The 21,569-nt window shown below is 60.3% G+C and carries 13 protein-coding genes and 2 pseudogenes; 4 read left to right on the top strand and 11 right to left on the bottom strand.

The annotated features are described in order from the left end of the window. Nucleotides 1–38: 38 nt before the first annotated feature. The 9 genes and pseudogenes from DDD63_RS02130 to DDD63_RS02095 form a co-directional block, all read right to left on the bottom strand. Nucleotides 39–638, bottom strand: coding sequence for a hypothetical protein (locus tag DDD63_RS02130; RefSeq protein ID WP_108714984.1), 600 nt, complete (start codon nucleotides 636–638; stop codon nucleotides 39–41). Further along, complete coding sequence (locus DDD63_RS02125) at nucleotides 635–2,497, bottom strand: M91 family zinc metallopeptidase (RefSeq protein WP_108714983.1); 1,863 nt, start codon at nucleotides 2,495–2,497, stop codon at nucleotides 635–637. Before DDD63_RS02125 ends, DDD63_RS02130 begins: the two co-directional genes overlap by 4 nt. Then, nucleotides 2,497–2,799, bottom strand: a complete 303-nt coding sequence (locus DDD63_RS02120) for a hypothetical protein (RefSeq protein WP_108714982.1) — start codon at nucleotides 2,797–2,799, stop codon at nucleotides 2,497–2,499. Before DDD63_RS02120 ends, DDD63_RS02125 begins: the two co-directional genes overlap by 1 nt. A gap of 161 nt (nucleotides 2,800–2,960) precedes the next feature. Then, nucleotides 2,961–6,173: a hypothetical protein gene (locus DDD63_RS13300; protein ID WP_346426242.1), complete on the bottom strand. Its 3,213-nt coding sequence runs from the start codon at nucleotides 6,171–6,173 to the stop codon at nucleotides 2,961–2,963. Between the two features lie 965 nt (nucleotides 6,174–7,138). Beyond that, nucleotides 7,139–8,485 (bottom strand): annotated as a pseudogene (locus DDD63_RS13295) (DEAD/DEAH box helicase); the annotation flags it as partial. 374 nt (nucleotides 8,486–8,859) lie between these two features. After that, a complete protein-coding gene (locus DDD63_RS02110; protein ID WP_108714981.1) occupies nucleotides 8,860–9,501 on the bottom strand; it encodes a hypothetical protein in 642 nt (213 codons plus the stop codon). A 256-nt stretch (nucleotides 9,502–9,757) separates the two neighbouring features. After that, nucleotides 9,758–10,564 carry a pyroglutamyl-peptidase I gene (locus DDD63_RS02105; protein WP_164505419.1) on the bottom strand — a complete coding sequence of 269 codons (807 nt, stop codon included), beginning with the start codon at nucleotides 10,562–10,564 and terminating at the stop codon, nucleotides 9,758–9,760. A 68-nt stretch (nucleotides 10,565–10,632) separates the two neighbouring features. Beyond that, nucleotides 10,633–10,830, bottom strand: a pseudogene (locus tag DDD63_RS02100) (alcohol dehydrogenase catalytic domain-containing protein); the annotation flags it as partial. Nucleotides 10,831–10,970: 140 nt separating this feature from the next. Then, complete coding sequence (locus DDD63_RS02095; protein ID WP_108716603.1) at nucleotides 10,971–12,464, bottom strand: CoA-acylating methylmalonate-semialdehyde dehydrogenase; 1,494 nt, start codon at nucleotides 12,462–12,464, stop codon at nucleotides 10,971–10,973. 691 nt (nucleotides 12,465–13,155) lie between these two features. Between DDD63_RS02095 and DDD63_RS02090 the strand changes: the two genes are divergently transcribed. From DDD63_RS02090 to DDD63_RS02075, 4 genes are all read left to right on the top strand, one after another. After that, complete coding sequence (locus DDD63_RS02090) at nucleotides 13,156–13,902, top strand: GntR family transcriptional regulator (RefSeq protein WP_108716602.1); 747 nt, start codon at nucleotides 13,156–13,158, stop codon at nucleotides 13,900–13,902. A 138-nt stretch (nucleotides 13,903–14,040) separates the two neighbouring features. After that, complete coding sequence (locus tag DDD63_RS02085; RefSeq protein ID WP_164505417.1) at nucleotides 14,041–15,105, top strand: XRE family transcriptional regulator; 1,065 nt, start codon at nucleotides 14,041–14,043, stop codon at nucleotides 15,103–15,105. Nucleotides 15,106–15,638: 533 nt separating this feature from the next. Further along, nucleotides 15,639–16,910: a Tm-1-like ATP-binding domain-containing protein gene (locus DDD63_RS02080; RefSeq protein ID WP_108714978.1), complete on the top strand. Its 1,272-nt coding sequence runs from the start codon at nucleotides 15,639–15,641 to the stop codon at nucleotides 16,908–16,910. A 114-nt stretch (nucleotides 16,911–17,024) separates the two neighbouring features. Next, nucleotides 17,025–17,816 (top strand): phosphoenolpyruvate hydrolase family protein, encoded by a 792-nt coding sequence (locus DDD63_RS02075; RefSeq protein ID WP_205647293.1) that lies wholly within the window; start codon nucleotides 17,025–17,027, stop codon nucleotides 17,814–17,816. 467 nt (nucleotides 17,817–18,283) lie between these two features. Here the strand turns inward: DDD63_RS02075 and DDD63_RS02070 are convergent, their stop codons facing one another. Beyond that, on the bottom strand, nucleotides 18,284–19,486 hold the full coding sequence (locus tag DDD63_RS02070) for a phosphoenolpyruvate hydrolase family protein (protein WP_108714977.1): 1,203 nt from the start codon (nucleotides 19,484–19,486) through the stop codon (nucleotides 18,284–18,286). A 525-nt stretch (nucleotides 19,487–20,011) separates the two neighbouring features. Beyond that, on the bottom strand, nucleotides 20,012–21,427 hold the full coding sequence (locus DDD63_RS02060; RefSeq protein WP_108714975.1) for an FGGY family carbohydrate kinase: 1,416 nt from the start codon (nucleotides 21,425–21,427) through the stop codon (nucleotides 20,012–20,014). Between the last annotated feature and the right edge of the window lie 142 nt (nucleotides 21,428–21,569).

Genomic DNA, 21,569 nt, shown 5'->3' with positions numbered 1-21,569 from the left:
TGGCACCGCCGACCAGCGATCAGTCACAACCACACCGCCTACTCCACATCAATCGACTCAGAACACGAGACATGCTGCAGCTCGAAGGCCCTCATAACTCCCAGTTCCAGATCCTCACTCGGATCAGGATCACTGTGGAGATCAGAGCCTGAAATGTAACCCACACACAGTCGTACTGTGGACGGGTTCACTGTTTCTTCCGGTTCCTCCAGATACCTCAAAATCAAACCAAAAGGACGCGCATACGAAAACGTAAACTCCCGACTCTCACCCGCACCTAACCGAAACGCAGAAATCATCGGCGGCGTCACCCACAGCTTCGCATCATCAAGAGGAAGAAAAACCCGTCCCAGCGCGTACCCACCCGCAGAATCCGGTACGGCACCCGACCCCGTCGGAAGCCACACATCCTCACCTGTCATATTCGTGAGCCGGTACGTGCCCGTGAATTCACCATCCGACACCGTCGTCGACACCCACTCCACCTGCAGCCCATCATCCACCTCATCCACCACAAACCGCGGACGCGTATCCCGTACCACCACCCACCAGAAGACGACCCCAGCAGCCACCACAGCAACCACCAACAGGGCTACCACGACCGACGACACACGACGACGCCGCAACATTTTACTCATCGGTATGACTCTCTCTCCGGCCAACCCATTTCCTTCCGTAATCCATTCTCGGTCCGTTCAATCGGTTGCCGCGGATCCACAATCTCCGGAGTGTTCGGGTTGTCATCATGGTCGATCGGCAGCCCGACAGCCTGCCGCTCAGCCGTATAGACCGGTTTGGTGTCGGGGTCAGGGTTGTCTTTCATATTGTCCCGTGCATCGTCTCCGTCGTAGATATCCTGAGAATCATAGATACCACTACCGAAGGTATCCACATGTGCTAGCTCATGCTGCAACACCACAACCGGGGGTGCTCCTCCGAAATCATCGATAGTAGGCAAGTACTCCACACTGTGATGGCCCAAATGCCCTGGGTAGGCGTAACTATTCCGAAAACCAGGATTATTCTCCGGAGGAATAAGTTCCTTGATTGTCAGCGAGTTCTTTCCCAATACTCCGAAGAGACCCGAGTTCTCATGATTCTCTTTGATATGCCCAAGAAGCTCTGCGCCTGCGGGGGATGCGCTGAGCATGTCCAGGTCTGCCTGGGTACGGGCGATGAACTCTGGCGAGCCTTCGATCTTGATCCACGAGGTCTGGTCCTCGATCTGTACGGTGATATCTTTCTCCACCGAGTCCGTCTTGCCACCCTTATCGTCGTAGAGCGTGTCATCGCCTTGGCCGCCCATGACGGTGTCCGCACCGAGGCCGCCGTACTGCGTATCGTTCCCACTGCCGCCGAGCATGTGGTCATTACCCCGGCCGCCAGAGACAACGTCATCACCATCCCCGCCGAGCAGCTCGTCTTTGCCTTCACCACCTTCCAGATAATCCGCATCCTGCCCGCCGGAGAGTTTGTCAGTTCCACCTAGGCCGTACGCTGTGTCACGGCCCCGCCCGCCGAAGAGTCGGTCATTACCGGTCTGACCGTCCAGATAGTCGTGTCCAGCACCTCCGGAAGCATAGTCATTGCCCGCACCGGCTTTGATCTCATCGTCACCGGCTGAACCGAACAGACGATCATCTCCACCACCGCCGGTGATCCGATCCAACCCATCACCACCAACAACCGTGTACCCAACAGTCGCATCGGAGGGCAACGCGATAATATCGTCACCGCCACCACCGCGGATGGTCAGATGCTTCCCCGCTGGGATGCGATACGACTGAGTATTGCGTACATCAACGATCTCGCCCTTGTCGTTGTAAACCAAGTCCTCCACCTTGACGATCTGGTCACCGGTCTTTGGATCGATCATCACCGTAATCCGGTTATCCTCCTTGCCCGCTGAAAGGACTACCTCGTCACCGTTTTGCAGGATGCCGACGTCGGAACCTTCCTGCGGCATATTCCAGATGAAGGGGGCTCCTCCTGCGATCCTGTTCCAGCGCCTGGTAATCTCTCCCCAACTTCTGCTCAAGGCGTCCACATCGGCCCCGTAACCGCTGAGCTTCTCATCCAATTCCTGCCGAATCCGTTCCGCCTCAGCCATCTCCTGCTGTACCAGTTGCTCCTCGTCAGCATCCTCGGGCTGAAAGGTAGGCGCAGAACTCGGTCCGCCCGTATGCGAAACACTCGACACTCGCTGCCACGAACTATCCAGTGCTCCCTGTGCTCGGGAAATATCAGATGCTGCATAGGAGATCACCGCAGCGCACCGACCCGCAATCTCCGTTGCCTTGTCCAGATCCTTGACCAACTCCGAGCGCCGGGTAGCGAAGGCATCAGCGGTATCGCCTTCCCATTCCCCCAGAGCATTATTCGCGTGCCGCGCGAAATCATCCGCCGCTCGCGAGGAGAACCGTGCCATGCGTTCCCATGCACCCTGAGCCGCATACAACTCCGACAGCTTCGCCTCTAGATCCCATGACCCACTCATCAGATCCTCCAACTCTCGGCTGTCCGCTCATCGGTATCACTCAAGTCCGCCGCACAGGCCTGCATTGCCTCCGACGCCGACTCCAATGAGTCAGACAGATTCTCATGTGCGTTGTCGCCGGAATTCGCCATTCCCGTGAGTTTGCTGACGAACTGCGGACCAGCCGAGCTATTTCCCGCTGCCGCCGACGAGATTCCGGAAACGGGAAAAGACTCGTTCTGCCACGCCGAGCGGAGATCAACCGACACATTCAGCACACGCGTCGCCTGCCCGCTCACATACTCGGGATCAATTCGGGTCATTATGCCACCTCTCTGCTGTACCGGTGAGTTGGCCGGAGGCCGAACCGGTGAGATAGTACGAGGCTAGCAGACAGGATGCGCCGCCGCACTACCTTTAAAGAAATGCTGTAAAAGTGCAGGCAAATGTCCTGTCTGCGGCCTGGTACGCCGCAGCCTACCCGCTAGTACGCGCGGTACAGTGCGAGCCCACGTGGCGAGTCCACAAAACCCGCATCCCGAAGATGACCTGCCAGCGCCGAGCGGAAGACCGCCCCTTCGCCGTTAACCTTTTCTATGGCCAGCGTCTCCAAGTGCCGGTCTGCCACGGTCGCCGCCAGACTGTGGCATGCCTGCGCCAACTCCTCCGCTTCGTCAGTGAACTGAAGAACGGTGCGCCCTCCACGCTCCACATATAGCACCGGCTTACCGGCCACAAGAACCACAAGTGCACCCGCCTTGCGGCCCGGGCGCTGCTGCACGTTCTCGATTACCGGCCACGGAAGCGCCGCGCCGTACGGATTGGCAGGGTCAGTTGCAGCAAGTGTGATTGCCGCTCCGTGGCCGGTTGGTTGAAGCCCGCTGCGGCTTGAAGGCGTCGCGGTGCGATCCGTGTACTCCTTGGAGCCATTCGACTGAGTGACAGCGCCGCCGGAATCCCCCTGATTATCAGCACTATCGGCGAATTCCCGCAATCGATCAACTGCTGCAGCTGAGGCAAATTGAGCAGCACCCAGCCCGGCGATGAAATACCCGCGTCGGCAGTGCCCCGCCTCCTCAAAACCACGCAGCACGCGGTACACACCGGCAAATCCTCCCGGCATACCCTCGGACTGGACCGATCCGCGCGTCACCACGCCGTAGCGGTCAAGTAAGGCAGACGCAGTATCGACCGCTTGTACACTTTGCGCGGACCACCCGCGGCCGGTCGCAGCGTCATCAGCAGAAGACACCGTGCCTGGAACAGAAGATTGCTTCGCCGGAACAGAAGCTCTCACCCCGAACGCGAATGACCCTGTAGGTTCCCCATCCATATGCCGAGCTTCGAGGGGCAAATCCACCTCCGCGCTTACCAGCTCGAAACCTTCCTCCTGACTGCCACCACCATCCCCAGCTGCACCCGGAACAAGCGACCACCGCCCGGCCAGTACCGGCGGCACCGCCGCAGCCCGCACTCCCCGATATCCCATACCACGGTATGCGCGCGGACGCGGTGTACGCGCACTTCTATGCGCCTGCGTTCCATACGCAATGAACGCACGCACGGGAGCCAAGGTGTCATTCGTCAGATACCCCGCCCACACCAAGTTCCACAACGCGGCCATAAATGCTTGCTCATCGGCTATCCCGCCCGCAGCCTCCCGCAGTTGACCCGCGAAAAAAGCACCTCCGTTGCGCAAGGCCGCGATGATTGTTCGTTCCGCCTCAGCCTCGGGTGAAGGCTTCTCGATACCGCCGATGGCCTGCTGGCTAGCAGTCCGCGCTCCGGCCGTGCTTATACCTCGTATCGCGCCCGCATCCGCATACCCGGCCGGATATAGCGCTATCCATCCGTCGCGCCCCGGAAGCGTTCCGTGCCCCACCCAGGTCACTTCTCCCGCCGCTGTGAGCTGGTCAAGCATGGCCGGGGAATAGTCCCGTACCCGAGCGGGAAGAATCAGCGACTCCCAGGCACTGGCCGGAATAGGAACACCGGCCAGTTGTTCGACGACGGCGAGTACGCCATCGATCCCTTCCAAGGATCCGTCGGCGTGCTGCCACGCAGGAAGGAAACGGGCGTACACCTCCGGGGCGACCGGTTCCACACCTCCCCGCAGCACGGAAAGCGACAGTTGCCGCAGGCGCCGCAACACCTGCACATCGCACCATTCGACGCGCTGCCGCCATTCGATGCGCTCCCACCGTATCGAGCCCGACGGTTCGCCGCCATGGACCCCATCAGTCGAACACTCTGCCGCCACTGGCATACCCGCACCGCTCACGGCGTCAGGTAGTTCTACATAAGCGGACCGCCGCTCCTGCGCGGAGAGGCCAGGTGCCTGCGCAGCGCCCTCCTCCGGCGGGTGCGGACGCTCCGGTAAGAAGAACCCGCTGGTCACCCGGTGCTCCTCACGTAGCCGTTGCAGGCTCTCGGTAACAACGGCTACTCCCAGGCCAAAGCGCCGGGCGACGTCGTCGGCGATGAAGGGGCCGTGCGTGCGCGCATAGCGAGAGACGAGGTCATCAAGGGGCGAGGAAACAGGTTCGAGGAATACTGCCGGGATGCCCGGCGGCAGCTTCACGCCGAGCGCATCACGCAGGCGCGGCGCGTCTTCAATGGCTGCGTAACGCAGAGCCGTCGGCTGATCCGCGGGAACCATGCCAGTCTCGGACGCGCCATCCTCGGACGTGACGGTGGCATAACGCGAAGTCGGCACTCTCCGCCCGATGCCGTTTATCGGCGTATCCGCTTCTATCGGCATGGCTTCTTCTATCGGCATGGCTTCTTCACCTGCCACGGCTCCAGCGAATACCACCGCAATCGCACGTCCGGCATGAACCAATTCGCCTACATGTGCCTGCGCAACACGAATACTCCAGCTCTCTGCCGCATCCCTTCCTGTGCGCTCACTCCCGCCGCCGTCAGCATGCACCGCCTCATCCTCATTCCACCCCTGCAGCTTGGCCTCCTCGGGTTGCAGGCGATCCGCAATTTCGCGCACGCTGAGGGGGCCAAGCTGCCGGAGCAGGTCGGCCACACCTTCAATTCCACGTACTCTCCGCTGCGGAGTCAGGTGCTGCAGCTGCGCCTCATAATCAGCAATGACATCGGCATCGAGCAGCTCGCGCATCTCCACCCGCCCAAGCAGCTCGCCAAGAAGCTCAGGATCGACCTGCAGGAGAGCGGTGCGGCGCTCGGCCAGCGGAACGTCGCCCTCGTAAATGAACTGGTCCACGTAACCGAATAAAAGGTCACGCGCGAAGGGAGATGGTTGCGCCGGGTCGGTTTCCACCAGGCGGACGTCCTGCTGGGCAATTCCTCGTGCTAGCCGCAGCAGCGCAGGCAAATCGTAAACATCCTGCAGAACCTCGCGCATTGCCTCCAAAATGATCGGAAAGTCCGGATGCCTGCGCGCTACCTCCAACAGTGCCGCCGAACGCTGCCTCTGTTGCCAAAGCGGCATCCGTTTGCCAGGGTTGAGCCGCGGCATCAGCAGGGCACGGGCAGCACACTCTCGGAAGCGGGACGCGAAGAGCGCCGACCCGCCCACCTCGTCGGTCACGATCTGCTCAAGTTCGTCCGGGTTGAAAACAAAGAGTTCCGCTCCAGGCGTCCGCGTATCTGCGGCGGGGATTCGCACGATAATGCCGTCGTCGCTGGCAACTGCGGATGCGTCACCGCCGTAGACTTGGCGAATACGTGCCGCAACAGCGAGCGCCCAGGGGCATGCACATGCATGCCGAAGGGCGAGTGCAAGATAATCCGCCAGTCGCCGACGTCGTCGCGCCCACGTTCCACGGTTAGGGTGCGGTCTGTGGGCAGTGTGCCGGTTGCCGCACGCTGCTCGCGCAGATACGACAACACATTGTTGGCGGCGTTCTCATCCAAACCGGCAGCGCTGAGCCGCTCGGCCGCCTCGGCCTCGGGAACTGCGGTGATTTCTCGACAAAAACGCCCCATAGCTTCGCCGAGTTCGGCCGGCCGGCCCAGACTATCGGCGCGCCAAAAGGGCAGGCGGCCTGGCCGCCCGAAGGCCGGAGCCACATTGACACGGTCATGCGTAATCTCGACTATTCGCCAACTCGTCGTACCGAGGGTAAACACATCTCCTACGCGCGACTCGTAGACCATTTCTTCGTCAAGCTCGCCAACCCGAGCATCACGTTGCTCACCGGCGACAAAAACGCCGTACATACCCCGGTCGGCGATGGTCCCGCCGCTTGTCACGGCGAGACGCTGTGCACCGGGCCGCCCGGTGATGGTCCCCGCATCCCGATCCCAGATGAGGCGGGGACGCAGTTCCGCGAATTCCTCGGAGGGATAACGGCCCGCCAGAAAATCGAGCACGGTGTTGAAAACACTTCGAGGCAGCGACTGGAATGGAGCGCTGCGCCGAACCGTTGCGAACCACTCGTCCACATTGACGGATTCAAGAGCACACTGCGCCACCGTCTGCTGGGCGAGGATATCGAGCGGGTTGCGTGGAATGGCCAAGGCCTCGATGTTCCCGTGCAGCATTCTTTCGGCGACGACGGCGCTGTGCAGAACGTCGCCACTGTGCTTGGGATAGAAAACAGCACGGCTGACCTCACCGACCTGGTGCCCGGCACGCCCCACACGTTGCAAGCCGCTGGCTGCACTGGGCGGCGATTCAATTTGAATAACGAGATCAACAGCGCCCATATCGATGCCGAGTTCGAGGCTACTGGTAGCGACGACGCAGCGCAGCCTCCCGGATTTCAGGCCCTCCTCCACCTCGGCCCGCTGTTCCTTCGATACCGAACCGTGATGTGCCCGGGCAAGCACAGGCGCGACGCCCTCCGCGCGCCCCGACATCCCCATCATCTGCGCCGGAGGCGCCATGGCTGCCCTATCGCCCGGCGGGGGCGCCATGGCTGCCCTATCGCCCGCCGGAGGCGCCACGCCATGCCCTTCTTGCCGTTGCGATGGCTCCACCTGCTGTTCCAAGCGCCGCAGGTAGACCTCATTTAAGCGACCGGTCAACCGTTCTGCCAGCCGCCGCGAATTGACGAACATGATCGTCGAGCGATGTTGCAAGACCTGATCAACAACCGATTCCTCCACATACGGCCATATCGAACCGGTGGAATTCACGGCTTCTTCGGCCGCCCCGGCTTCCGAGACTTGCGCGGGTAATGCCTGCAGGTTGACGACGGGCACCGTGACGGTTAGCTCTAGCGAACGCGCCGCCCCCGCCTCGATGACCTTCACCGGTGCTGTGCCACCAAGAAAACGCGCCACTTCATCAATAGGCCGTACCGTGGCCGATAGTCCGATCCGCTGGGCGGGTGCGGCAAGCAGAGCGTCAAGGCGCTCCAAACTCACAGCCAGATGCGCACCACGCTTCGCTCCGGCAATGGCATGGACCTCGTCGACGATGACTGTGTCTATACCGCGCAGCGTCTCGCGGGCGCGGCTGGTGAGCATGAGGTAGAGCGATTCCGGCGTCGTAATAAGAATATGCGGAGGATTCCGTATAAGGCGCTGGCGTTGCGATGACGTAGTATCGCCGGAACGCACTCCTACCCGGATACTTGGCGGCGATTCGCCGAACTGCCGCGCTACCTGTGTGATCCCCTCCAATGGCTCGCGCAGGTTTCGTTCGATATCAACGCCCAGCGCTTTGAGCGGGGACACATACAATATCCGCGTTGTTCCAGCACCCGTTGTGGCAGCACCGGTGCCGGACACGTGTCGGCTTTCACGCGGCATGGCACCCTCTCCCGGAGCAGCAACCGCCGATTTCTCCAGCGAGCCCTTGTTCGACGGGGTCTCATTCTCCCGTTCTTCACTCTGTTCCCGGACGATTCGATCAATTGCCCAGAGGAAAGCCGCCAACGTCTTACCTGACCCTGTCGGCGCGACCACTAAAGCGTTATGCCCCTGCGAAATCGCTCGCCAGGCATCTGCCTGCGCCACCGTCGGAGAGCCGAAAGTGGAACGGAACCAGCGGCGCGCCGGGCCACTGAACCGCTCAAGGATATCCATCGGCTACCTCCTCTCAATCAGGGTGCAAACGATCCGTCTCTCCTCTATCTTGCCGGAAACCTCCGACATAAATCGGAAGATGTCGACGCCCCACCACCGCACTGCTCGAACCCATCCAGTCGGCCCGTGATTCTCGATGACCCCCACCAGTCGGACCTCCGCTGCGTCTGCCGCAGTTTCACTTCTTCGCAACCGCCCGGTGAACTGATGCCGGCGTAGCTACATGCCTTTGCAGAAAGAAATTCCCGCGAAGCACGAAGCCTCGCGGGAATTGCCTATTTATTCCATCGCGCTGGTCCCGAGACTGTCGCTGCTCGCGGCCCAGTCACGCCGATGCGGCGCCAACCGTCGCGAACGCGGCGGCGTCTCTCGGATCAGTCGATCCACTTCACCGTGCTGGTGTAATTCTCAAGATCGCTCTCTTTGACCTCGGCCATTGACTCCGAAGAACCGTCAAACTGCAGGACGAACAAGATGCGCACATCATTACCGCGGTCGACCACAGCTGCTCGCACCCCGTAATACGATCCATCTTCTTCCGTCTGCCCGACGAAGACCTTCGCCTCTTCACCGGCAATCGTCATGGTGCCATCGGCCTGCACCTCGTCATCATCCAGGAACGTCATCTCAGAAACATCCTGGATCACGTACTGATCTTCAGCATAGTAATCATCGGTCAGTGCGACGACGAGGAAGAAGCTTTCCCACTCATCATCCGCCGTCTTCTTATTCGAGTCGACAAATGCCCGCATATCGTTACGGTCAAGCGATACTTCGTCGAATCCGCCCGGGTCGGACGCCAGCGTCAGGTACCGGGTGACATCGCGCTTCTCTCCTGCACTGAGCTCCTCGTCGTCAGTTGCATCGTTGGAAGCGATAGGCTCATCAACCGCAGTCGTCTCAACCGCCGAGCTGCTGCCATCTGTCGAATCGGAGTCCGCGTTGTCATTCGAACAAGCGGCGAGGGAGACGGCGAGAACAGCCGACGCTCCTAGTGCAAAGATCCGGTTTTTCATTGTTAACCTCTCATGCTGTCAGTAGGGACGAGCCCGGGCTACCAGATGAACTTACCAGTTGGTACATAGCTTCTCACCAGGTCAAAGGGGTAATGCGTTACACAGCGCACATCGGAAAGGTGCACGGCTGCGAGGCTGCACCACCTCCACCCCCAGCAAAGGGCCTGTGAGTTTCCGCAGCAGGGATCAGCAGCGGCGGGCACACTCGCGGATTCCGGCAAGCCTTGCCCGGTGCCGCCCGCTCTTCCCCGCGGAGTCATTCCGTAGCAGCACCAACCAGCACGTCAATTAACTCTGCGTCGTTGCTCACGCGAGAACGCGCGACGTCGTCGGGAAGATGTAAGAAACCAGCACAGCACCTCTTGTCATTGATCTGCCGTAAGGCGTCAAGAGCCGAAAACAGCGTCGCATTGCATACGAAACCCCCGGCGTCGTCAGATACGCCAATCTCATACCCCGAGCTTCGCGCAGCCTCCAACATTCTGCCGATTGGGAGTGTGGCACGAAGCGTACCGGGGGCTCCGCTCTGGACTGCTTCTCCAACGGGCTGAACCCCAGCATTATCGGCTATGCGCGCATTGATACGGTTTCGGGCTACCCGTTCCAGCACTGGTACTTCTGAGGAAGCATTCAAACCGCAGCACAGCGTTACTGTTGGGCGATAAGCTGCGATCAGTTCACGGATACGTGCTGTCGCAGCAGCGAATTCGACCGGCAGAATCTCGACGATCAGGCGCGGATAGTGGGAGGCATAGTCAGCGGCCAGCATGCGCACGGCGGCCTCCGTCGGATTGTACGAAGCGCCACCAAAAGGCTCAAAGCCGGTGACAAGAACAGTAGCCGCACCGCCCGATTCGCATGCACCTTCTTGCGCGGGTCCATTTTGTCTGGACTCATTTCGCCTAGGCTCATTTTGCGCACATCCATTCTCGACCACGTTTTCCTCCTCATCCTCAATTATGAGCGGGGTGGATGAGCAGGTCGAAATGGGTGCTGTCCAAATCCCGTCCAAACCGCTCCGCCCGGCCTCTGGCTCGTCGCAGAATCCGCATGATTCTGCCACTTCACAAAGCGAACCATTCCGCCGCGCACTCGTTTGGACGGGAAAGGGACACATTCGGGCACCGAGCACAGCCCGGTGTGTTCGTTGCCCGGACCAAGTTTCACAATCGTTCCGGCCACTTCGTGGCCGAGCACGGCGGACAGCGGAAATACGATCGCGCCACCGATAACATGCAGATCGGAATGGCACATGCCGCAGGCTGCAACCTTGATAAGAACCTCGCCATCCTTGGGATGTGGAGTCCGGATGGTCTCAACTTCGAGGCCCTTGCCGAGGTTGCAAGTGGACCCCTGGGGCCGACCTCGGAGCTCACGGCCGAGAACAGGCCTTGATTCCGCTCTTAGGGTTCACAGCCGCGAACAGGCCCTTGCCCTCACCGAGAACAGTGCCCCTCCTGTCAGTTCCGTCACTCCTCACGCTGGAATGACATCGTTGCCGCGTAGCCCTTCTCGGTGGGCCACCGCTCGGTCACCGCCTTGGCTCGGGTATAGAACTTCACACCTTCCGGACCGTGGATATGTGTATCTCCGAGCAGTGATTCCTTCCACCCGCCAAAGGAGTAGTACGCCACCGGCGTCGGGATCGGCACATTAATGCCGACCATTCCCGCTTCCACATCGAGTTGGAAACGCCGCGCGACACCGCCGTCGTTGGTGAAAATCGCCGAACCATTTCCGTAGGGCGAGGCGTTGACGATTCTGATTGCCTCGTCATACGTCTCAGCATGCACAATCGCCAGCACTGGTCCGAACACCTCCTGCTGGTACAGCTGCGAATCAAGTGGCACGTTATCCACGATTGTCGGGCCGAGGAAGTGCCCGTTCTCATGACCGGGAATCACCAGGTCGCGGCCATCGAGTACAACCTCGCCTCCCTTGGACTCGCCTTCGGAAATCAGATCGATAATCTTCTGCTTCGACTTAGCATCGATTACCGGGCCCATCTCAACGCCCTCATCCATGCCGTACCCGACTTTAATCTTGACGGCGTTCGCCTTGACACGTTGCGCCAAGTCGGGCCCGATACCGCCGACGGCGACGACGACGGGCAGCGCCATGCAGCGCTCACCCGCGGCACCGAAGGCTGCCGCTGAAATGTGCTGGGCGGCGAAATCCAGGTCGGCATCCGGCATCACGATGGCATGGTTGTTGGCACCGCCGAGCGCCTGCACACGTTTTCCATGCATAATGCCGGTGTTCTGGACGATATGCGCCACGGGTGTAGATCCCACGAAGGAGATCGCATTGATGCCGGGGTGTTCCAAAACTTTGGTCACCATCTCCCGGTTACCCGCGACCACGTTGAAGACGCCGTCGGGAAGCCCGGCTTCCTTGTAGAGTTCGGCCGTGAGCATCGCCGCCGACGGCGTGGCGGAAGCAGGCTTGAGAATAAAGGCATTGCCCGTCGCAATTGCCAGTGGGTGCATCCACAGCGGGACCATCGCCGGAAAGTTGAAGGGGCAAATACCCGCAACCACACCCACGGGTTGGCGCAAGGTGTGGATGTCAACACCAGTTGAGATGTCGTACGAGTACTCGCCCTTGAGGGCGACGTTGATCGCCGTCGCGAAATCAAGTGTTTCGCGCCCGCGTTGGATTTCTCCAATCGCGTCGGAATAGTTCTTGCCGTGCTCGGCGACGATTAGCCTAGCCATCTCATCTTGATGCGCAAGCACCAGCTCGCGCATGCGAAACATGACAGCGGTTCTCCTCGCGAGTGAATAGCTTGCCCAGACCTTTTGCGCCTCTGTAGCAACCTTGACGGCATAGTCGAGATCGTCGTCAGAGGCGAGGAGCAGTTCGGCGTTGATATCGCCCGTTCCGGGGTTCTCCACAGGGACTCGTCCCACGGGACTCCCTTCGTAGTGCTCTCCGTTGATCCAGTGTGTAATAGTTTTCATCGTCATTGACTCCTGGAATTTGTTCCTTTGTTCCCATGTCCTGGTGAGGATTGCTGAAGCACAACTTCCGTCGACCGTTGAGAGTCCGGTTATGTGCCGCGACACCTCCACTGTAATGAGTCCTAAGTCCCCCACGCTAGACTGGCCTCACAAGTCGAACGAGTTGCACTGCGCACCTGAACGATTGTGCCGTTCACTGTAGCAGCGCAACCCGCGTGTACATTCGGTGAGACCGGTGATATTACGGCGCGCACCACCAAGATCTTCCCGTAATGTGCATACAACTACATGACACAATATCGAAACACGCGCCACCACGCCACCTATCGCTCACCTCACGTTTGAGGTGCACTTGGGGCCATCTATGACGACACGATCACTGGATCGCGGCTATTCATTGTCGCCATCACCTCTCCTCTGCGGCGTCGCCAAACAATTGTCAGAACAAAGATGGAGTAGAAACCGCCCGCTGCGGGGTATACTGTTATTGGTATTTCGAGGTGCGACCTAGGTTAGGGGCTTTTGAGACAAATGGGTGCCGCCCTGTGGCTCAATTCCCTTCACCGCACCCTTGAAGTTCCTCCTACCCGACCACGCGACCTGAGCCACGGAAACCACGGAAATGGCGCCTCCGGCAAGCAGACTTCATCGGACAACCTCAGATTCACACAACACCGGATACACCAGAATTATGAACCCTTCGTCCTTCATCATTGACATCGACCTGAATCGACGCAGCACCACCCCGCTTTACATTCAAATTGCCGAAGCCATCGCGCAGCGCATCAACGAAGGTGCACTGCCTCCCGGTGCGCGGCTCGAAAACGAGATCGCTTTGGCACGACGTCTGCGGGTCTCACGCCTCACTGCCCGTCAGGCTCTCCAACAACTCGTGGATCGCGGCCTCCTCAAGCGCCGACGCGGCGTCGGCACCGTCGTCTCCCCTGCTCCTATACGACGGCCGGTTGATCTCACTAGCCTCCACGCCGACCTTCTGGCTGCAGGGCACGAGGTGACCACATCCGTACTGGAATACGAAGAGCGCGCCGCTACCGCGGGCGATGCTCAAGTACTTGGAACGGAAGTGGGTGTACCGGTCGTCAGCATGCTCCGTTTACGCAGTGCCGACGGCCAGCCTCTGGCTCTCATGGCGAATCTTTTGCCCGCAGCAATAGCGCCAAGCCCGCAGGAACTAACTTCCGCAGGTTTCTACGATCTACTACACGAGCGTGGAATCGTGCCTGTAACCGCCGACCAATTCGTTGGCGCTCGTGCAGCAAGCTCCGAGGAGGCAGCGACTCTCGGTGTGCGCGAAGGGACGGCTCTTCTCACCGCAACACGCACCTCGTACGACGAAGGGGATCAGATCGTCGAGTTTGGGAACCACCTGTACCGCACTGATCGCTACTCTGTCACCACAACATTGTTCGCCTCCTGAGGGTCTGTCGGCGCTCCATCCAGTCAGGGAATTCTCGATAGGGGCTAGAGTTATCTGTTTTTGTGGGAGAATTGATTAACCACGCAACAAACAACTAGCCAGGAGCAGAGGCACGTGAGGTCCTCTTCGCCATTGGGAGTGAGTCAACGCCCACTGAATGCCAAACGGATCCGTGTTGCCCGCCTGCGCCGTGGACTGAGTCAAAATGAACTTGCTCGCCTACTAGGCGTCACCGAACCCACGGTACAGAAATACGAGGCGCATAGCGCTCCCCATACCGTCCGGCCAGCACTCGGAGCGCTGCTGTCCTTCCCCGACGGCTTCTTCTCCCGTGGCGATCCGGTCCAACTGAACATCTCCTCTCCCGCTCTGCGACCGGGCCGGAAGACCACGCACCAGCAACGGTCGCTCGCCATTGCGGCTGCAACGCTCTACATGGACGTCAATGAGTGGATTGACACACGTTTCAGTCTGCCCCGCCTCAATGTTCCCGACTTGCCAGGTCTCTCTCCGGCAGAGGCGGCTCGTGAGCTCCGTTCCGCCTGGGGTTTAGGCTCAGATCCCATCCCTAATCTTGTCCGGCTAGCAGAGCTCCGCGGCATCCGGATCAACGGGCTTCCGATGGCAGCCGCCGCGGTTAAGAGTTTCTCGCACTGGTATGATGACCGCCCGTATATCCTGCTCGCCCGCGCATCTACACCCGAGGCAACACGTTTTGACTTAGCGCGCGAACTCGGCCATCTCGTGTTACACCGCCACAGCGGCACCCCGTCTGGAGCTTCGCACGAGGTCCAGGCCACCCTATTCGCTCGTGAGTTCCTCCTACCCAGCGATGTCTTAGCCCAGCAACTCAACCACAATCCCTCGACCGAAGAGATTCTAGAGACCAAGCAGGTCTGGTCCGTCGCCGCCCTCACCCTCACGCATGTGGCCCGCGACATCGGACATATGACTGTGTGGTCCTACCGCTCAGTTTCGAGCGAGCTGACTCACCTTGGATACCGCACCAGCGAGCCAGAGGGAATGCCAGGCTACGAACGGTCGCGACTATTTGCTTTTGTATTGGAGTCCACCCGATACGGAAAGCTAACTGGCACCCGTATTGCCCAAGAACTTGATCTTCCACCCGCTGAGGTGCACATCGCCATGCTCGGCGCTGAGCACCAACTTCAACCGCCGGAAAACGATGACCCCGACAAGTGAGGCATGGGCTCGGCCACCTGAAACCTCCCCTCGCGAGAGGCTCAGCATGTGAAATACGAGCAACTGGCAACGTGTAGGCGCATCACCAACCTGGCCCCCTCACCACCGGGATTCTCCGGGTTTTCGCCCGGTCTCCGGGTTATTCGCGGAAAACTGCGGAAAACCCGGAGAATCAGAGAATCCACCGCCACTACCAACACTTCACGAGCCGCAACCAAGGCGCCACAGCCGCCGCAGCACCCCGCAAGCAACAACACCGCGCGAGCCGCAACTAACACCGCACAGGTCGCAACCAGCAACCCACCGACCGCAACCAGCCTTCAGGAGCTCCCCGGCTCCAACATGAACCCATAACAATCCAAAATCAAACCATTCCCTTCCCCCGATCGCCTCCGCATACTGAAAACACACACGCAACGAGGCTGAAACTGACACAAGCCACTGAGCGACTGTCAGCGCACCAGTCTCCAGACGGCCGCGCAACCGTCGAAATAGACATCGATTTGTACATTGCAGTACAGCAGGAGGTTCATATGAAAACCCTCGCTATCGCAGGCACTTTTGATACCAAGGGTGCCGAATTCCTCTACGTCCAACAATGCGCCGAACGACTTGGCGCGCGTACCCTGCTGATCGATACCGGAGTCTTCGCCGACACTGGCACTCCATCCCCCGCCGCATCAAGCCCGGTGCCCGAACGAACCGGGAGCCCCACGCCAGACATCAGCAATCGTGATGTCGCCGCGGCAGCAGGCCACGACATCGACCTCATTGCAGCCGCACACGACAGAGCCGCAGCAACGGCGGCTCTGTCCGAGGGCATGGCCAAACTTCTCCCTCGTCTTTACGCACAAGGCCGCCTAGACGGAGTGCTCTCACTAGGCGGCTCAGGCGGAACAGCGATCGCAACAGCCGGCATGCGGGAGCTTCCCCTCGGCGTTCCGAAGTTCATGGTTTCAACCATGGCGGCTGGCGATGTCGCCCGTTACGTTGGCACCAGTGACATCGTAATGATGCCATCAATTGTCGACGTCGCCGGGCTCAATAAGATTTCACGGACCATTTACCGTAATGCCGTGGCCGCCGTCGTCGGCATGCTCAACGCGGACGGCACAGCAGAGGACCACGAGCAGGACCGTCCGCTCGTCGCCGCCACAATGTTCGGCGTTACAACCCCTTGTGTTATGGCCGCCAAGGAACGTCTAGAGGAGGCGGGCTACGAAGTCCTGGTCTTCCATGCCACCGGTACCGGCGGGCGAACGATGGAGTCTCTGATCGATTCCGGTGCCTTCGCCGGTGTCTTAGATCTGACGACTACAGAATGGTGCGACGAAGTGGTGGGAGGCATCCTGGCGGCCGGGCCAGATCGCTGCACCGCAGCTGGCAGGGCTGGCACGCCACAAGTGGTTTCCGTAGGTGCGCTCGATATGGTGAACTATGGCCCACCGGACTCAGTACCCACCAAATTTCGCGAACGGAACCTATACCGGCATAACCCATCTGTCACCCTCATGCGAACAACGCCCGAAGAGCTCCGAGAAATCGGTACGCGAATAGCGGCGAACCTCAACAAAGGTGGCGGGAAGACGATCGTGCTCCTACCGTTACAGGGCGTATCAGCACTTGACGCTGAGGGTGAAGCCTTCTGGGATCAACAGGCCGACGCCGCCCTGTTCACCACCCTCCGCCAACAGTTGGACCCCACCCGGATCGAGGTGAGAGAACTAGACCTTCATATCAACGATGAGAACTTCGCACGCATAGCGGCGGACACTCTTATCCGCCTAATGCGGGCAGCGGACTAGACCGCATCGGCGCGATGGACAATCCAGGGCCACAAGTTCCAGCGCTGGACGCCCTCGCCCGACAATCCGCCGCATTCAATCCCAACACGACAGTTTCAAAGGAAAGGACAACAAATGCTTCACGCAACCCGATCCGAGATACTCGCAGGTTTCCGAGAAGAGATCGCTGCCGGGAAAATCCTCGTCGGCGTTGGTGCCGGTACCGGTATCACCGCAAAATGCTCCGAGCAGGCCGACGTCGACATCCTGATCATTTACAACTCCGGGCGCTTCCGCATGGCCGGACGTGGATCGCTCTCCGGCCTTCTCTCCTATGGCGACGCAAATGAGATCGTCCAGGAGATGGGGCAAGAGGTGCTGCCCATCGTGCAGAAAACACCGGTACTCGCCGGAGTCTGCGGCACCGACCCGTTCCGGATCATGGACATTTTCCTGAAGCAACTCAAAGAACAGGGATTCAACGGCGTCCAGAACTTCCCGACGGTCGGCTTGATTGACGGGAAGTTCCGTGCCAACTTGGAAGAGACCGGCATGGGGTACGGGCTTGAAGTCGAGATGATCCGAAAGGCACATGAACTCGACATGTTGACTTGCCCCTACGTCTTTGATCCGGACCAAGCAGCCGCCATGGCCGAGGCAGGCGCCGACATCCTCGTGGCCCATATGGGCTTGACGACAAAAGGCTCAATCGGCGCGGAAACGGCTCTGACACTGGACGACTGCTGTGCAAAAATCCGCGAGATCATTGCCGCCGGTCGCGCCGTCAACCCCGAGGTCATGGTGATCTGCCATGGCGGTCCGATCGCGGACCCGGAGGATGCCGCATACGTCATCCGGAACGTTCCCGAAATCGACGGATTCTTCGGGCATCTTCCATTGAGAGGCTTGCCTCCGAGCGCGGTATGACGGCACAGGCCGCCGCCTTCAAGGCGATTAGCAAGTGATCCCGTCTGCGCGCTTCTAACCGGTCCTGGTCGTGGCGATGCCGACGGGTGAGAGTAGTCCCGTCCTCGCGCTTTTGACCGGGCACAACCTTGCACAGGTGGAATCGGACATCCTGGATCTGAGACCGTCCGGGTATGGCTTCTGCCTGTGCCTCCGGTCGGAAAGCCCTGCCTACCTAGAGCGGTTCCCCGTACCCGAGCTGGTGCGGGGAACCGGCTCGGCGTCGTTGCGCTACGGCGTCACCGCCGCCTACTCACTGCGTAGTGCCGCGCTACAAGACATCGCCACCGGCCCGGTCAACTCCTGCCGAGTCAGTCCCTCCCCGTCGGCCCCGGGCTCCCCACCGGCCCGGTCAACTCCTGCCGAGTCAGTCCCTCCCCCTCGGCCCCGGGTTCCCCATCGGCCCCGGTCAACACCTGCCGACTCAATCACTTCCCTCGGCCAGGTCCCTCGGCCAGTCGAAACGCGCCGGGCGGAAGACCGACTCGTTTCTTGAAGGTTTTCGAAAACTGCCCCGGGTCAGAGTAACCGACACTGCGCGCAATCTCACCAATGTTGGCTCTACTTTGACGCAGCAGATCCTGGGCAATATTCATCCGGTAGCGGATGAGATATTCCGTGAAGGTGCACCCCACCTCCCGCGTAAACATGGCGCTGAGGTGCGAGTATGACAGATGAAGAACAAGCGCGATGTCACGCAGATGGACCGGATGTGCATAGTTCTCTGCGACATACTGCTTAACAATGTCGGCATAGTCGGACGGCTGCATACTTCGACGTACCAGGCGACGCATCCGGGCCTCTTTTGCGGCATTACCTCCGCTCTTGAAGGCGATGGCCGCATCAAGAATCGCTTTCTCGGAGGGTATACGGTCAAAGACCGATCCCCCGATGTATCCCTGGCAGGGTGTGTTGTCGTACAGGTATTGCATGTCGACCGGCGTGCTGGCAGGCCCGGAATAAACCATGCGAATTGCCTCAGGGCGCACCTGCTGGCAAACAGCAAAGACCTCGCGGGCGATCTGCTCGGCTTGAGTTATCGGGATACTTTGGCCATCACCAACATATCCGCCACGGGTCAGGCCCAAATGAGCACATATGACATCTGCTCCGGCCTCAGCCATCTCCCGCGCCTGGCTGGCATTCGTCACGAACGCGACCGTGAAGAGATCGCGCTCGTGTGCCATGGCGATAGCGTCGGCCTCACATTGGAAGGTGACTCCGTCCTCCTCTGCCGCCTCGCGGAACTGGCCGTCCAGAAGCGCGACCGTCGGAAAGTTGACGACGCCGGAGAATCCACTCTCCCGGATCCCATCCAGGAAAGGCCCGAGGGCAATGAATGGATCGGAAGCGAACAAACCGAAAAGGACGGGCACATCGCGGATAATCGGCAAGAGCTCGCTGGTTCCATACTCCTTGACGATCTCATTGGAATTCCCGTAGCAGAAATAACTCGCGTACGAACTGCGACCTGCGATCCGGAATCGACCAGCACTAAGCGCCAGCAAGAAGTCGATGCCCGCCATCGCCACGAATCTAGCCGCCATTCCCGAGCCAACGACGGCACCAACCACGTGCCCATTCACCGCGATCTGTGCCCGCAGCCTCTCGAGTATGTCCTGTCTGTTCACCCGTGCCTGCCTCCCAAGGTATCCGGGTAATTCTCCTTTCAGTCCCGCCTATATGATCCCACGCTCATGCTTGGCCCACAGGCAATCTGACTCCTACCGGGCTCACGCGCGATCTCTAGTCCAGGCCACACTCTTTCTCGCGTCCAGCACGTGACCACACGCCATATCCAACGGACCCGCGAGCCGAGTCGCGCCGCCATGGCCTGCCTATCCCCACCCACTAGCCGAAGTCTCCGGGCTTTCCGCCAACCTCCGGGCTTTCCGCGGAAGATTGCGGAAAACCCGGAGATTTTGACGCAGTAAGAGGCAGGGACTCAAGTCAGGACCCCTAGCACCCAAGACCCCAGTCCGCAACTGGAACACCCCAGTCCGCAACTGGAACACCCGAGTCAGGAATCCCGGCACCCCAGCCCACAGCCGAAGCGCCCAAGACCACAGCCACTGCCCCAGCCCAGAGCCGAAACACGCCCACGGCCAGGCCCCCAGCCCCAACACCAGCCCCATCGCATTGGGCCACAGCTTGGGTCACACGCCGTAGATGCGCTGGCGTACCTCCAGATGTTGACCCATGATCTCGGGATGCTGCTCGGCGGATTCAATTGTGTCGCCACACTGTTCCCAATCCGGGAAGTCACCGGTCAGCGCCGCCACCGCTTGCATCGCGGCACCCTGAGCCACATACTCCCCCGGTTCCGGTGCGAAGATGGGCTTATCGATGATCTGCGGCAAAATCGCTCGCACAGCTGCCGAACGTGCAGCACCACCGATAATGAGCACCCGCTCCACCGGCACGCCGAGGTCAATAGTCGCATTCAGCATTACAACCTGCGAGCACAGCATACCTTCCACCGCCGCGCGGGCCAGATTTGCCGGCGTCGTGTTGGCTATATTCATGCCGTACAGGCTGGCACGGGCATCGGGAAGATTCGGAGTACGCTCTCCCTCGAAATACGGCAGGAGCGTGAGACCGTCACATCCCGGAGATGCCACCGAGGCGAGATAGGCGATTTCGCCGTGATCGCGGCCCAGTAGCCGCGCGACGACGTCGACGTCCCGCGCCGCATTCAGCGTTGCCGACAACGGTAGATGCGCTCCCGAGGCATCCGCGTAGGACGACACAACACCGGAGAAATCGTGCACGGGCCGATCAGTGCGAGCGTAAACCGTTCCTGACGTCCCCATGGAAATAACCGCGTCACCGATCTCCAATCCGAGCGCGAGCGCCGCGCAGGCATTGTCGCCGCCTCCCACTCCAATCGGAATCCCGGCGGGAATCCCCGGTAGACCTTCGGCCGTGACGCCGGCGGATTCCCGCGGTCCGAGCACCCGCGGCAGGTGCACTCGATGGCCGAGCGCCACCTCCACAAGATCATGGCAGTAATCCTCTGTTTCACCCGACCAATAGGCCGTACCAGACGCATCGGATCGATCAGTGGTCAGATCATCCATGTCCAGATGCCCCGGTTCACCGCCTTTCAACCGCCACGTCAGGTAGTCATGGGGCAGGATCACCGCAGCCGCCTCGGCGGCGTTATCGGGTTCGTTGTCGCGCAGCCAGCGTAGTTTCGTGACGGTAAAGGAGACCGCCAGCGGCAACCCGGTGCGGCGCACCCACTCATCGGCCCCTAGTTCATCGTTCAGTGCGACGACGGCTGGTGCAGAACTGGTGTCATTCCACATTAGAGCGTCGCGCAACACATTCCCTCGCTCATCCATGGCCACCATGCCGTGCTGTTGCGCACCAACCGATATCGCCTCGACATCCATCAGACCGCCCGCCGCCTGGACGGCGGACAGCATGGCATTCCACCACAGCGCCGGGTCGACGGCGGTTCCAGGCGGGTGTGGTGCGCGTCCCTCGCGGACAATATTTCCGGCGAGGTCGCGGACAACTACTTTGCAGCTCTGGGTGGACGAATCCACTCCGGCGACGAGAGTCATAATGTTCTCCATTCGATAGGTGGACGGTGAGGCCGGCGTACGTCGCGAATGCGCGGGCCCACATACGCAGACCCACATGCGTACATCCGCCTCACGAAACCGCCCTGTTTTACTTATTGATGTGTTGTGTGTGGCGCCGATC

The organism is Actinobaculum sp. 313 (assembly GCF_003073475.1).
GTDB lineage: Bacteria > Actinomycetota > Actinomycetes > Actinomycetales > Actinomycetaceae > Asp313.
Note: the sequence above shows the minus strand (reverse complement) of the source record. Positions and strands in the feature narration are given on the sequence as shown.